This window comes from Streptococcus mitis SK564 (assembly GCF_000148525.1).
Lineage (GTDB): Bacteria > Bacillota > Bacilli > Lactobacillales > Streptococcaceae > Streptococcus > Streptococcus mitis_H.
In genome coordinates this window covers 13149-26202 of sequence record NZ_AEDU01000019.1, presented here as the reverse complement: position 1 = coordinate 26202, position 13054 = coordinate 13149, and the positions used below count along the sequence as shown (strand labels likewise).

The window sequence follows — 13054 nt, the reverse complement described above, 5'->3', positions numbered from 1 at the left end:
CGCCCATAAGGGCACCCTGGAGGTAAATCCAGGGGACTAGTTTGTTTCTAAAAATTAAAGTACTTCTGGAGCAAGTGACACGATCTTCATGAAGCCACCTTCACGCAATTCACGTGCAACTGGGCCAAAGATACGTGTTCCGCGAGGAGTTTTGTCTTCACGGATGATAACTGCTGCGTTTTCGTCAAATTTGATGTATGAACCATCAGCACGACGAGCACCTGATTTAGTACGAACGATAACTGCTTTAACAACGTCACCTTTTTTAACCGCACCACCAGGAGTAGCTTGTTTTACAGATGCCACGATAACATCACCGATGTTTGCAAATTTACGTCCTGAACCACCAAGAACTTTGATAGTCAAGATTTCGCGAGCACCGCTGTTGTCTGCGACTTTCAAACGAGTTTCTGTTTGAATCATTTCAGTTTTCTCCTTTCAGGTTTGATTAGATGATGACCGCTTCTTCAACAACTTCTACAAGACGGAAACGTTTTGTAGCTGAAAGCGGGCGAGTTTCCATGATACGTACGATATCGCCTTCTTTGGCAACATTGTTTTCATCATGAGCTTTGTATTTTTTAGAGTAGTTAATACGTTTACCATAGACTGGGTGGTTACGTTTTGTTTCAACTACAACTGTGATTGTCTTGTCCATTTTGTCAGATACAACACGTCCAACAAGAACTTTACGATTATTGCGTTCCATTGAAATTTCTCCTTCCCTAGTCTATTATTTCGCTTCAGATTGAACTGTTTTGATACGAGCGATTTGTTTTTTAACTTCTTTCAAGCGAGCTGTTTGTTCCAATTGACCAGTAGCAGCTTGGAAACGAAGTTCAAACAATTCTTTTTTCAATTCGTTTTCGCGCTTCGCGAGTTCTTCTTGAGAAAGACCACGAAGTTCTTTAACAAATTCTTTTACTTCATTAAGTTTCATGCCTTCTCCTTATTCTGCTTCACATTTTACGAATTTACATTTAACTGGCAATTTGTGGCTAGCAAGACGAAGCGCTTCGCGAGCGATCTCTTCAGATACACCAGCGATTTCGAACATCACTTTACCACGTTTAACTGGTGCTACCCAACCTTCAGGTGCCCCTTTACCAGATCCCATACGCACACCGATAGCTTTAGCAGTGTATGATTTGTGTGGGAAGATTTTAATCCAAACTTTACCACCACGTTTCATGTAACGAGTCATGGCGATACGAGCAGCTTCGATTTGGCGGTTAGTGATCCAGTGGCTAGTTGTAGCTTGAAGACCGTATTCACCGAATGCTACTTCTTTTCCACCTTTTGCTTCACCGCGCATTTTTCCACGGAATTCACGACGGTGTTTAACACGTTTAGGTACTAACATTGGTTATTTACCTCCTTTAGTGTTTTTGCGAGCTGGAAGAACTTCACCACGGTAGATCCATACTTTAACACCAAGTTTACCGTATGTAGTATCTGCTTCTTCCCAAGCGTAATCGATATCTGCACGAAGTGTGTGAAGTGGAACAGTTCCTTCAGAGTATCCTTCAGCACGGGCGATATCTGCACCGTTCAAACGACCTGATACTTGAGTTTTGATTCCTTTAGCTCCAGCACGCATTGCACGTTGGATTGCTTGTTTTTGTGCACGACGGAAAGCAACACGTTGCTCCAATTGACGAGCAATACCTTCACCTACAAGGTGAGCATCCAAATCAGGTTGTTTGATTTCGATGATGTTGATGTGTACTTGTTTTCCAGTCAATTTGTTAAGTTTTGCACGGAGTGCATCAACGTTAGCACCACCTTTACCGATTACCATACCTGGTTTAGCAGTGTGAAGTGAAACGTTAACTTTGTTTACTGCGCGTTCGATTTCGATAGTTGAAACTGCTGCGTCAGCAAGTTCTTTTTGAACGAATTTACGGATTGCAAGATCTTCATGAAGGTAATCCGCGTATTCTTTTTCAGCATACCATTTGGCATCCCAATCACGGATGATGCCGACACGCATACCAATTGGATGTACTTTTTGACCCACGATTTTACCTCCTTATTTTTCTGCAACAGCTACAGTGATGTGAGCTGTACGTTTGTTGATTGGTGAAGCTGAACCTTTCGCACGTGGACGGAAACGTTTCATAGTTGGTCCTTCGTTTGCGAATGCTTCAGATACTACCAAGTTAGCTTTATCCAAACCAAAGTTGTTTTCAGCGTTAGCTACAGCTGAGTTCAAAACTTTCAAGATGATTTCAGCAGCTTTGTTTGGAGTGAATGTCAAGATTGCGATTGCATCGGCTACGCTTTTACCACGGATGTTATCAAGAACAAGACGTGATTTACGAGGTGAAACACGTACTGTACGAGCCATTGCTTTAGCTGAAGTAATTTCTGCCATTTATGTTCTCCTTATTTTCTACGTGTTTTCTTGTCGTCTGCAGCGTGACCTTTGTAAGTACGAGTTGGTGCAAATTCACCAAGTTTGTGACCTACCATGTCTTCTTGGATGTAAACAGGTACGTGTTTACGTCCGTCATAAACTGCGATAGTGTAACCAATGAAACTTGGGAAGATCGTTGAACGACGTGACCAAGTTTTAATAACTTTTTTCTTTTCGTCGTTAGCTTGAGCTTCAACTTTTTTCATCAAATGCTCATCGACGAAAGGTCCTTTTTTAAGACTGCGTCCCATTTTTATATTTTCTCCTTTAAATGTTGTACCACAGCGGCTTGCGCTCCTATGGAGCGCTACCGAGCTGGCGGATTTACTAGTTGCTTAAGCGACTAGTTTAATATTATTTCTCGTTGCGACGACGAACGATAAGTTTGTCAGATTTCGCTTTCTTGTTACGAGTTTTAAGACCAAGAGCAGGTTTGCCCCATGGAGTAGATGGTGCTTTACGACCAACTGGTGCTTTACCTTCACCACCACCGTGTGGGTGATCGTTAGGGTTCATTACAGAACCACGAACTGTTGGGCGGATACCTTTCCAACGGCTACGTCCTGCTTTACCAAGGTTAACAAGTCCATGTTGTTCGTTTCCGACAACACCAACTGTAGCACGACAAGTTCCAAGGATCATACGTACTTCACCAGATTGAAGACGAACAAGAACGTATTTACCTTCTTGACCCAATACTTGAGCAGAAGCTCCAGCAGCACGTACCAATTCACCACCACGACCTGGTTTCAACTCGATGTTGTGGATCAAAGTACCAACTGGGATGTTAGCAAGTGGAAGAGCGTTTCCGACTTTGATATCTGCTTCTGGACCTGAAACGATACGTTGACCAACTTCAAGACCTTTTGGAGCGATGATGTACGCTTTCACACCGTCAGTGTAGTGTACAAGAGCGATGTTTGCAGAACGGTTTGGATCGTACTCGATTGTTTTAACAACTGCTTCAACGTTGTCTTTGTTACGTTTGAAGTCAACCAAACGGTAGAAACGTTTATGTCCACCACCTTGGTGACGAACTGTGATACGACCGTTGTTGTTACGACCAGCCTTGCTCTTCAATGCAACAAGCAATGATTTTTCAGGAGTGCTTGTTGTGATTTCAGCGAAATCCAAAGAAGTCATATTACGGCGACCGTTTGTTGTTGGTTTATAAACACGAATTCCCACGATATTTCCTCCTTAGATTATTCAGCTTCAGCAGCAAACAACTCGATTGCTTTAGAATCAGCTGTAAGTGTGATGATAGCTTTTTTAGTTTTGTTAGTAAAACCAGTGTAACGTCCAACACGTTTAGCTTTTGGTTTTACGTTGATTGTGTTAACATTAGCAACTTTAACACCTTCGAAAGCAGCTTCAACAGCTTGCTTGATCAAAAGTTTGTGTGCACGAGTGTCAACTTCAAATACATATTTTCCTGCTTCAAGTTGAGCCATTGAGCTTTCAGTGATGACAGGTTTTTTGATAACATCATACAAATTCATTATGCAAGAACCTCCTCGATTTTAGAGATAGCTGCTTGAGTAACAAGAAGTTTGTCACTATTTGCGATGTCAAGAACACTTGCAGTTGTAGCAGTCGCAACTTTCACGTTTGGAAGGTTACGAGCTGAAAGAGCTGCGAATTCGTTTCCTTCTTCAAGAATAACAAGGACTTTAGAATCGATGCTCAAAGCTGCAAGAACTTTTGCAAATTCAGCAGTTTTTGGAGCTGTAAATTCAAGAGAATCAACGGCTACAAATTTATTTTCAGCAACTTTTTCTGAGTAAACAGATTTAAGCGCAAGGCGACGAACTTTTTGAGGAAGTTTGTACGCATAGCTACGTGGAGTTGGTCCGAAGACGATTCCACCACCACGCCATTGTGGAGAGCGGATAGAACCTTGACGAGCACGTCCAGTTCCTTTTTGACGCCATGGTTTGCGTCCGCCACCTGAAACAGCTGAGCGGTTTTTAACTGCGTGAGTTCCTTGACGAAGGCTAGCACGTTGGCTGATGATCACATCAAACACAACAGATTGGTTTGGTTCGATACCAAAGATTGCATCGTTAAGAACAACTTCGCCAGCTTGTTTACCAGTTTGGTCGAATAATGTTACATTTGCCATTTTGACTGTATTCCCCTTTCCTTATTATTTACCAGCTTTAACTGCTGATTTGATAGTGATAAGAGATTTCTTAGCACCTGGTACGTTACCTTTGATAAGGATAACGTTCTTTTCTGGAACAACTTGTACAACTTCAAGGTTTTGAATTGTTACACGGTCGCCACCCATACGTCCTGCAAGGTTTTTACCTTTGAATACGCGGTTAGGTGCAACAGGTCCCATAGAACCTGGACGACGGTGGTAACGAGAACCGTGAGCCATTGGTCCACGTGATTGTCCGTGGCGTTTGATAACACCTTGGAAACCTTTACCTTTAGAAGTACCAGTTACGTCAACAACGTCTCCAGCTGCGAATGTTTCAACTGTGATTTCAGCACCAACTTCCAAGCCTTCAACGTTTTTGAATTCACGAATGAAGCGCTTAGGAGCCGTGTTAGCTTTCGCTACATGTCCTTTAGCAGGTTTGTTGCTCAATACTTCGCGTTTGTCATCGAAACCAACTTGGATAGCGTTGTATCCGTCTGTTTCAACAGTTTTAACTTGAAGAACAACGTTTGGAGTTGCTTCAATAACTGTTACAGGGATCAATTCGCCAGCTTCAGTGAAGATTTGAGTCATTCCCACTTTTTTCCCTAAGATTCCTTTTGTCATGAGAAAATAGTTCCTTTTCTATATTTTTTATTCAAAAAGTTTTTAACGAGCGTTTTTTATGCTCAAGGTATCAAGCTTTAGATTAAAGTTTGATTTCTACGTTTACACCACTTGGAAGATCCAATTTCATCAACGCATCAACTGTTTTTTGAGTTGGGTTAACGATATCGATCAAACGTTTGTGTGTACGCATTTCAAATTGTTCGCGAGAGTCTTTGTATTTGTGAGTCGCACGAATAATTGTGTAGAGGCTACGTTCAGTTGGAAGTGGGATTGGACCCGCAACTTGTGCACCTGTACGAGTAGCTGATTCTACGATTTTTGCAGCCGCTGTATCAAGCGTACGGTGTTCGTAAGCTTTCAAACGGATACGGATTTTTTTGTTTGCCATCTTTTTCTCCTTTTCGTCTATTTAAGATAATAGGCTAGCTCCACAAGAAAACCGACGCGGAGTTGCGTGGCAATGCAACCGAGCGTGTCGCAACCTCTTGCATCAAAGCTAAGACTGTAATTTACAGCACCATAATAGAATAACACAAAGCCCCTGCGATTGCAAGGGATTTGTTGCTGTTTTTTCGTTTTTTTACAATGAAACTGTTTTCTTTTTTTATAGGTCATTTATTTAACTATTCTCTATAGAAGAAAGTTACTCTCTCTTCACCTGTTCATAGCTTTCTTTTCCATCATTGAGCTTGTCCCAAATCACTACTTGCCCACTTTTGAGCGATTTTTGCACATCGATAATTCGTTGATTGGAGGAACCTCGAAACTGGAGCATGAGATTTCTCTTAGTTCGGTCATATCTTCCATCAACAAGAATGTCAATCAGCGACAAGAGTTCCAATTTATCTGGAGTTTCCAACATCATTTCTTCCCAAGTGTAGCCCGTCCAGGACCAGATGTCTTTATCTGGCAATTCCTTCCGAATGCGCTTAACGAGTGGCAAGAGAATTCCCGTATTGAGAAAGGGCTCCCCTCCCAGCAAGGTCAAGCCTTGAACATAAGGTTGAGCGAGATCTGCCATGATCTGTTCTTCTAATTCTGCTGTATAGGGAATGCCAGCATTGAAGGACCAGGTCGCTACATTATAACACCCCTCGCAGTGAAACATGCAACCTGCTACATAGAGAGAGTTGCGCACGCCTTCTCCGTCCACAAAGTTAAAGGCCTTGTAGTCAATGATACGGCCTTGACTTAGCTCCTCACTTTTCCATTCTTGTGGTTTTGGATTATTCATTCGCTACCTCTATCCAATAACGCTCAACTCCATTACGAACATCTTCAAGAATTCCTCCATTTGCTAGAATGACTGCTCTGCTAGCAGAGTTACTCACGCTACATGTCACAAGAGTTTTCTTGATGTTCTTTGCCTTAGCAACTTGCAAGCCCTGACGGAGAGTTTCCTTAGCATAACCCTTGCCTCTTTCTGATGGACGAATGGAGTAGCCAATGTAACCAGCACAATTCAGTAATTCCTCATTCAGTCTCAATCGCAGATTCAAAAATCCTAGAGCACGACCTGCATCATCAAATAATACAAATTGAATAGAAGGAACACGATTTTCAGGCAAGTTTATTCCCATCTCTTTTTGCATATTTGTTTCCAACCACCCTTCATACACAAAGTTCTCTGTATCCCAAAATCCACCATCATGGGCTGATTGGCTCTTTTCAAACTCTGCCATCATGTCTAAAACAGCTTCTCTATCTACTATTGTCGGTCTGCGTAATTCCATCCTTACCTCCCACTATGAGAAAAGCGAGAGCTGACTCTCATACTCTTCGAAAGTCAAATTCAAACCACGTCAGCGTCACCTTACCGTAGATATATGTTACTGACTTCGTCAGTCTTATCTACAACCTCAAAGCAGTGCTTTGAGCAACCTGCGGCTAGCTTCCTAGTTTGCTCTTTGATTTTCATTGAGTATCACTTTTATTTTTTCTTGTTCTTGTTTAAAAATTGTTCTCTGAGGCTGAGCAAGCGTTCTTTTTTACCAGCTCCACCTTTAGAGTGTTTCTCGTGATAACGGGTCACTTGTGCTCGACCCTTATCGTCTAATTGATATTTTCCCATTTCAGTTCTTTCTAATTGGTTACTTGATGACCAGCCATTTTAATCGTTGAGCCATTCATGTGTTTGACACGCGCAGCGATTTCCTTGTGACGTCCATTAACCATCGGACGCGCTTGAGGATTGCCTAGGTAGCCACAAGTTCGTTTGACCACATCTACGGTTTTAGGGTCGCTATTGCCACAGTTTGGACAAGCAAATCCTCTCTCAGTTGGTTCAAAATCCCCTTCAAAGTCACACTTGTAGCAACGGTCAATTGGAGTATTAGTCCCCAGATAACCCACACGGTCATAGGCATAATCCCAGACAGCTTCCAAGGCCTTTGGATTTTGTTGAAGGACTGGATACTCACAATAATGGATGAAACCACCTGATGCACCTGCTTCTGGATAGACTTTCTCAAAGTCTAATTTTTCAAACGGTGTTGGATTTTTACGAACATCGTAGTGGAAAGAATTGGTGTAGTATTCCTTGTCCGTAATATCAGGAATAGAGCCGAACTTTTCTGTATCTAGTCGGCAGAAACGGTCTGTCAAACTTTCAGACGGTGTTGAGTAGATAGAGAAATGATAGCCATATTGGTCAGACCACTCTTCTACACGGCGTTTCATATCACGAATGATATCCAGCGTGAATTCCTTGGCTTCTGGATTGTGTTCCCAGCTATTTCCAAAGAAGACAGTAGCCACTTCATACAAACCGATGTAACCAAGCGAAACGGTTGCTCGACGATTCTTAAAGAGCTGGTCAACACTTTCTTCTTTACCTAGACGATGGCCAAAAGCACCGTACTGATAGAGGATAGGAGCATTGGCTGGTGTCGCCTCTTTAGTGCGTTCGACACGATAAACCAAAGAATCTTCCGCGATATTCATACGCTCGTTGAAGATTTCCCAGAACTTATTCATGTCACCATCAGACTCGAGGGCGATGCGAGGAAGATTGACCGTCACAACGCCTAGATTCATCCGACCTGAATTGACTTCTACGCCATTCTCGTCTTTCCATCCTTGAAGGAAAGAACGGCAGCCCATAGGAACTTTGAAAGAACCTGTCAACTCAACAATCTTATCATAGGACAAAACATCTGGGTACATCCGCTTGGTTGCGCACTCTAGAGCCAACTGCTTGATATCGTAGTTGGGTGTCCCTTCCTCTAAGTTAAGGCCTCTTTTAAGCGTGAAAATAAGTTTAGGAAAGATAGCTGTACGGTGTTCTGAACCAAGCCCATTGATACGAATGTTTAAAATTGCCTTTTGAATTTCTCGCTCAAAACGATTGGTTCCTAGACCAAAACCTAGTGAAGTAAAGGGCGTTTGGCCATTTGAAGTGAAGAGAGTGTTGATTTCATACTCAAGAGATTGCATAGCATCATAGATGTTTTTTTGCGTTTTCTTCCAGGCATAATCTTCCCGCTTTTCAGGCAAGACCCACTCTTCTGCATCTTTGAGGTGTTTTTGGTAATTTTTCTCTGCGTACGGCGCCAAGACTTCATCGATACGGTCAGCTGAACATCCCCCGTACTGGCTAGAAGCAACGTTGGCAATGATTTGGGAAATCTGAGCTGTTGCAGTCTGGATAGACTTAGGACTTTCTACCTCTGCATTCCCAATCTTAAAACCATTTTCCAACATCCCCTTGAAATCAATCAAACAGCAGTTGGTCATAGGTGTATAGGGACTGTAGTCCAAATCGTGATAGTGGATATCCCCTTTTTGGTGGGCATTGGCTACGTGCTTAGGAAGCATTTGCAGTCCGATTGATTTCCCAACAATCCCTGCTGTCAAATCACGCTGGGTGTTGAAGACATCGCTGTCTTTATTAGCATTTTCATTGACAACTGCCTGGTCTTTGTTGAGAAGTTTATGGATACTAAAGTTGATATCCGTCGCTTTCGAGCGCTCAAAATCCCTCTGCGTTCGATAAGTAATATACTCCTCAGCCAGCGCATATTCTTTAGCTTCAAGGAGTTCATGTTCTACGATATTTTGAATTTCGTAAATCTTAACCCCCTTTGGAAAGCGACTATGAATTTCTGTGACAATTCGCTCGGTCAGAGCATTGAGGCGCTTTTCAACCAAGGGTGTCACATCCATAACCTTGTCAGCCGCCTTGTGGAGAGCCTTATCAATCTTGTCCACATCAAATACAACACGTCTCCCATCTCGCTTCTCGACGAAGAGAGTTGGCAAAATTGTAATTTTTTCTTCTAGTGCAATCATATGTATGCTCTTTTCTAAAATGTTCTTTCTAAAAAGTATTATACCACTCTAAAAAGAAAAATCAATATCTTGTGTTAAAAATCCTAAAATTTTTAAAAATACACAAGATATTGATTTAGTTATTTGATTTTATAGACTTTGAATTCTGAGTAATCTGTCTTTACTGGTTGGTAATTTTCTTTCAAAATTGTTTCCACTTCAGACCAGACTGCTACCTTATCGTTCACCACAATCACCTTAGGTTGTTTTTCTTTCAAGTCATTGAGTAGCTTATTCCGATTTTCCTCAGTTGCTGTATAGTGCAACGGGGACAAAATAGCCGATGGCGACAAGCGCTCACTCTTACGATAAAGAGTTGCAGTATCATCCCATGCATATACAGCATCTTCCGTACTTGTCTCCTCTTTCACTAAATCAGCAAGACGATCACGTTCTTGATAAGGTACCGGATAAAGGACAAATCTCATCAAAAAAGGAACAGCCAAAAGATATAACAAAGTTAAAATCGGTAGGTAAAGATTTCCTTTAGTATAGCGATGCCAGAGACTAACAGGCTCTTCTCTGCGTCTTCTTCTAACACTACGACCACTCTGTTGCCCCTTGATATTGGACACTAAAAGTAGAAGAAAGACAGGGAAAATGAGCATCAAACGGGATGCATGTAGGGGATCCTGTGTAAAGAAAATCACTACCAAACCTAAAATCAGGAATAGACTCGCAGGCACTGAGATGACATATAGTTTAGAGGATTTAGATTGAAAGAGACCTAAAAAGATAAAAACCAAAACTCCCATGCCAAGAGCCAACAACCCGTAAAACAAAACATTTTCTAACAATGCCGAAACAGAAGTCAAACGAATGGAATGAATTGGATACAAAATTCCACTAATCGCATCCTCAAAACTTCCTGTTGCAACACTATAGTAGGCAGTTGGGTAAAAGACCAGTGAAAAACCTAAAGCCACTGCAAGAAACTGATAAAATCCATGTGCAAAACGTCTATGCCCAAGGTTAAAGACCAACAAGCCTAAACTCACTACAGCAATAAACAGGAGCGATGCCAAGGGAGCAAAGAAAAATCCGCCTGCCAAAGCCAGCCCAATCCGTACAAATCCCTTGTCATGACTTGGATTGCTTAGGTAAGCCGCAACTAAACTAAAGGCCGCGAATAAGAAAGGAAGCGCTAAAAGAGTCGCATAACCTCCACCAAAAGCAAGACCTGTAACTAGCATGTAAAAAATAGTCACCAGTTGTCCAGCTTGGTCTCCTTGCTCTGTCAAGGTGTCCGCCGATCGAAAGAGGAAAAATCCTCCTGCTACCAAGGCTAACCACTCAAAAATGGCAAAGAAAAATCCGCCCTGAGTCACGTAAATCAGCAAATAATAAAGCAAACCTTGACTTCCATAATAGTCGCTGTAAATCTTCCCTGTCTGATGAAGGGCCCAACCTGCATAAAAATCCTGCACTTCCTGTACACTCATTAAATCGAGTAATAGCGGTACTCCTAGAGTTATCCCCGTTACAAGCGTACTCCATAGTAAAATTTTCACCAAAGGAAGACGACTTGATTCACGATGATGCGATTCTTGTTCGATTTGGTATTCTAGAGGTTCACGATTCTCCTGATGAACTTCTTCTACTCTACCATACACACTCATATCGTTTCTCCTATTTAATTTATCTGTCTTAGTATATCAAAAAGTCCTAGGATTGTCAGCTTGCGATGGCTGTTTGAGTGATTTTTTACATAGTTTCACAAAGGTTTCAATTTCCCGAAATCGGTGTAAATGCGTCTGTTTAAATGTCATGATATAGTTCAATTCTTTCTGGGTCATCATCTTTCCTCCTGCATCTTCTTATTCGTAAAAGACAAGAAAAATAGGACTGGTTTGTGTCCTCAGTCCTAGATTTCTTATAAGATAGGGGCGAATAACTGGGCGATTTCTTTTACAAGCTTTTGATACCAGCTATTTTTTATCGTATGAGGGAAAATTTCTTGCGATGCTGAAAAAATCTCTTGAAAATCTTTTTGAATCTCAGCGATTGATTCTGTTTTATATAGCAAGACTGCATTTTCATAGTGGTGAAGCAAACTTCTATAGTCTAAGTTAATGGTCCCAACTGCAGCAAAGTCCTTATCCACTAGGATTTGTTTACTGTGGATAAAGCCTGGACTATACTCAAAAATCCTTACTCCTGCTGACAACAAATCCGGATAGGCCCCTCTTGTGATGAGCTGGATCAATTTTTTATCTGGAATAAAAGGGGTCACAATGCGGACATCAACACCCCTCATGGCCGCATTTTTAATACTCTCTGTTAAGTCATAGTCAATAATCAAATAGGGCGTTGTAATATAGACCGAATCAGTGGCCTGATTAATCAAACTTTGATAGACTTTTTTCCCTACCTGGGTACGGAAGATGGGCTTGGGCCCACTACCGTAAGGAATGCAGAGCCCTTGGCCAGAACAAGGCTGATTTTCCAAGTGATACTGGTCAAAATCGCTGATTTCCCCACGATTGATGTACCAAGTCATCAAAAAGAGACGGGTGAGAGCCTTGACACCAGGGCCATCTAAGCGAATACCACTGTCCTTCCAGTATCCAAAACGTTCTACATGGTTGATGTACTCATCAGCTAAGTTAATACCTCCTGTATAGGCTACCTGACCATCTATGACAAGGATTTTCCGATGGTCCCGATTGTTGTAAGCCACCGTCAAGCGAGGAACCACCTTGTTAAACTTATGTGCTTCAATTCCTCGACTACGAAGCTGAATAGTATAGTCTCCAGGCAAAGTCGCCATACAGCCGATATCATCATAGAGCATCTTGACCTCTACACCTTGAGCTGCCTTTTGCTCTAGTATGTCTAGTATGCTATTCCACATCAGACCTTCTTCGACAATATAGTACTCTAGAAAGATAAACTTTTCAGCTTTCTTGAGGTCTTCCAACATATATTGCCACATGCTTTCACCCGAAGAAAAGAATTGTGAGTCTGTTCGATCATAGACATCGGCGTTACTATCCATACTTAACAAAGATTTGATAACTCCGTAAGCCGCCTTATCATCTTCCTTCAATTTCTGGCGGAGAGCTTTACTGTTATCCTCCCGAAAATGCATAGAACCAAGTTTGTCCAACTGCCTGATTTCTTTTTTGGATAATCGTCTTTCACCAAACATCAGATAGAGCAAGGGGCCAATGACAGGAACAAAAGTCACCACTAACCACATCACTTTGCTTTCAGGCGCCATGGAACGATTGACAATTGCGACAATAGTCGCCATACTCATAAAGATTAAGAGAATAACCCAAAGAATAGGGGCCATACGCCCTAAATAGAGAAAGAGACCAAAAACAAGAAAAAGTTCAAGTAGCATAATCGAAAGACTAAAGCCATACTTGGACATCAATAATTGAAATTTTCTATATTTCATATCCCCTCCTTGATATTTTGAATGATAAAAACAGGTAATTAAAACTAGTATAACTCAGGTATTCGGTAGAAGGCAAGTATTTATAATCATTTTTCTGAGCAAAAGCAAAAGAGACCAAAAA

The 13054-nt window shown here is 41.7% G+C and carries 18 protein-coding genes; all 18 read right to left on the bottom strand.

Annotated features, from left to right (window positions below):
* Positions 1 to 54: 54 nt before the first annotated feature.
* Positions 55 to 423, bottom strand: coding sequence for a 50S ribosomal protein L14 (gene rplN, locus SMSK564_RS08890; RefSeq protein ID WP_000616545.1), 369 nt, complete (start codon positions 421 to 423; stop codon positions 55 to 57).
* 25 nt (positions 424 to 448) lie between these two features.
* Positions 449 to 709, bottom strand: coding sequence for a 30S ribosomal protein S17 (gene rpsQ, locus SMSK564_RS08885; RefSeq protein ID WP_000440801.1), 261 nt, complete (start codon positions 707 to 709; stop codon positions 449 to 451).
* Between the two features lie 24 nt (positions 710 to 733).
* The gene (gene rpmC, locus SMSK564_RS08880) at positions 734 to 940 is read right to left on the bottom strand and encodes a 50S ribosomal protein L29 (RefSeq protein ID WP_000772918.1); all 207 of its coding nucleotides are present in this window, start codon (positions 938 to 940) and stop codon (positions 734 to 736) included.
* 9 nt (positions 941 to 949) lie between these two features.
* On the bottom strand, positions 950 to 1363 hold the full coding sequence (rplP, locus tag SMSK564_RS08875) for a 50S ribosomal protein L16 (RefSeq protein WP_000960945.1): 414 nt from the start codon (positions 1361 to 1363) through the stop codon (positions 950 to 952).
* 3 nt (positions 1364 to 1366) lie between these two features.
* Entirely contained in the window at positions 1367 to 2020 is a 654-nt protein-coding gene (gene rpsC / locus SMSK564_RS08870) for a 30S ribosomal protein S3 (RefSeq protein ID WP_000529936.1), read from the bottom strand.
* A 12-nt stretch (positions 2021 to 2032) separates the two neighbouring features.
* Positions 2033 to 2377 (bottom strand): 50S ribosomal protein L22, encoded by a 345-nt coding sequence (rplV, locus tag SMSK564_RS08865; protein WP_000818137.1) that lies wholly within the window; start codon positions 2375 to 2377, stop codon positions 2033 to 2035.
* An 11-nt stretch (positions 2378 to 2388) separates the two neighbouring features.
* Entirely contained in the window at positions 2389 to 2670 is a 282-nt protein-coding gene (rpsS, locus tag SMSK564_RS08860; protein ID WP_000533766.1) for a 30S ribosomal protein S19, read from the bottom strand.
* Between the two features lie 103 nt (positions 2671 to 2773).
* Positions 2774 to 3607 (bottom strand): 50S ribosomal protein L2, encoded by an 834-nt coding sequence (gene rplB, locus SMSK564_RS08855; RefSeq protein ID WP_000512910.1) that lies wholly within the window; start codon positions 3605 to 3607, stop codon positions 2774 to 2776.
* Positions 3608 to 3624: 17 nt separating this feature from the next.
* A complete protein-coding gene (locus SMSK564_RS08850) occupies positions 3625 to 3921 on the bottom strand; it encodes a 50S ribosomal protein L23 (RefSeq protein ID WP_001055347.1) in 297 nt (98 codons plus the stop codon).
* The gene (gene rplD, locus SMSK564_RS08845; protein WP_000024549.1) at positions 3921 to 4544 is read right to left on the bottom strand and encodes a 50S ribosomal protein L4; all 624 of its coding nucleotides are present in this window, start codon (positions 4542 to 4544) and stop codon (positions 3921 to 3923) included. Before rplD ends, SMSK564_RS08850 begins: the two co-directional genes overlap by 1 nt.
* A 24-nt stretch (positions 4545 to 4568) precedes the next feature.
* The gene (gene rplC, locus SMSK564_RS08840; protein ID WP_000160197.1) at positions 4569 to 5195 is read right to left on the bottom strand and encodes a 50S ribosomal protein L3; all 627 of its coding nucleotides are present in this window, start codon (positions 5193 to 5195) and stop codon (positions 4569 to 4571) included.
* Positions 5196 to 5277: 82 nt separating this feature from the next.
* Positions 5278 to 5586 (bottom strand): 30S ribosomal protein S10, encoded by a 309-nt coding sequence (rpsJ, locus tag SMSK564_RS08835; protein WP_001284513.1) that lies wholly within the window; start codon positions 5584 to 5586, stop codon positions 5278 to 5280.
* Between the two features lie 255 nt (positions 5587 to 5841).
* On the bottom strand, positions 5842 to 6432 hold the full coding sequence (gene nrdG / locus SMSK564_RS08830) for an anaerobic ribonucleoside-triphosphate reductase activating protein (RefSeq protein ID WP_001064208.1): 591 nt from the start codon (positions 6430 to 6432) through the stop codon (positions 5842 to 5844).
* A complete protein-coding gene (locus tag SMSK564_RS08825) occupies positions 6425 to 6931 on the bottom strand; it encodes a GNAT family N-acetyltransferase (protein ID WP_000423431.1) in 507 nt (168 codons plus the stop codon). Before SMSK564_RS08825 ends, nrdG begins: the two co-directional genes overlap by 8 nt.
* 197 nt (positions 6932 to 7128) lie before the next feature.
* On the bottom strand, positions 7129 to 7269 hold the full coding sequence (locus SMSK564_RS08815) for a hypothetical protein (RefSeq protein WP_000521621.1): 141 nt from the start codon (positions 7267 to 7269) through the stop codon (positions 7129 to 7131).
* A gap of 11 nt (positions 7270 to 7280) precedes the next feature.
* Positions 7281 to 9488: an anaerobic ribonucleoside-triphosphate reductase gene (gene nrdD / locus SMSK564_RS08810; RefSeq protein WP_000560891.1), complete on the bottom strand. Its 2208-nt coding sequence runs from the start codon at positions 9486 to 9488 to the stop codon at positions 7281 to 7283.
* Between the two features lie 119 nt (positions 9489 to 9607).
* On the bottom strand, positions 9608 to 11146 hold the full coding sequence (locus SMSK564_RS08805; protein ID WP_000118113.1) for a hypothetical protein: 1539 nt from the start codon (positions 11144 to 11146) through the stop codon (positions 9608 to 9610).
* A 254-nt stretch (positions 11147 to 11400) separates the two neighbouring features.
* Positions 11401 to 12933, bottom strand: a complete 1533-nt coding sequence (gene cls / locus SMSK564_RS08795) for a cardiolipin synthase (RefSeq protein ID WP_000877347.1) — start codon at positions 12931 to 12933, stop codon at positions 11401 to 11403.
* Positions 12934 to 13054 lie beyond the last annotated feature (121 nt).